This window comes from Nocardia cyriacigeorgica (assembly GCF_010858045.1).
GTDB classification, from domain to species: Bacteria; Actinomycetota; Actinomycetes; order Mycobacteriales; family Mycobacteriaceae; genus Nocardia; species Nocardia cyriacigeorgica_E.
Genome location: NZ_JAAGVC010000136.1, coordinates 1 through 401, shown reverse-complemented (window position 1 = coordinate 401; position 401 = coordinate 1). Strand labels below are relative to the sequence as shown.

The following is a 401-nucleotide window of genomic DNA, read 5'->3' as shown; positions in this document are numbered from 1 at the left end:
CGTTAACCCCGTGCGGTACTGTCCGGTCTTGTGTCCGAACCGCTCCCGCCCGGTCGTCGCCGCCGTAGTCCGATGACCCGGGGTGGCCGGGCGACGCTGACCGCCGACGCGATCGCCTCGGCGATGCTGGATCGCGCCGGGCGTTGCGGATTCGCGTCGGTGTCGATGCAGGACCTTGCTGCCGATCTCGGTGTGACCGTCCGTGCGCTCTACCGGCACGTCCGGGCTCGGCAGGAGGTCGTTGATCGAGCGGTCGAGCTGTGGCTGTCCGGGTGGCCGACTCCCGAACTCGATCCCACTCGATGGCGAGAGAGCCTGCGCGCCTACTGTGACCTGCACCGCGCAATTGCCCGGCGGTATCCACGAGCGCTGCTCGTGTCGCTGGACGAGCGGGTGAGCGA

1 protein-coding gene is annotated in these 401 nt (G+C 69.3%); it reads left to right on the top strand.

Annotated elements, in window-relative coordinates:
- Positions 1-72 precede the first annotated feature (72 nt).
- A partial coding sequence (locus GV790_RS29070) for a TetR/AcrR family transcriptional regulator (protein ID WP_163818015.1) occupies positions 73-401 on the top strand: 329 nt, incomplete at its 3' end.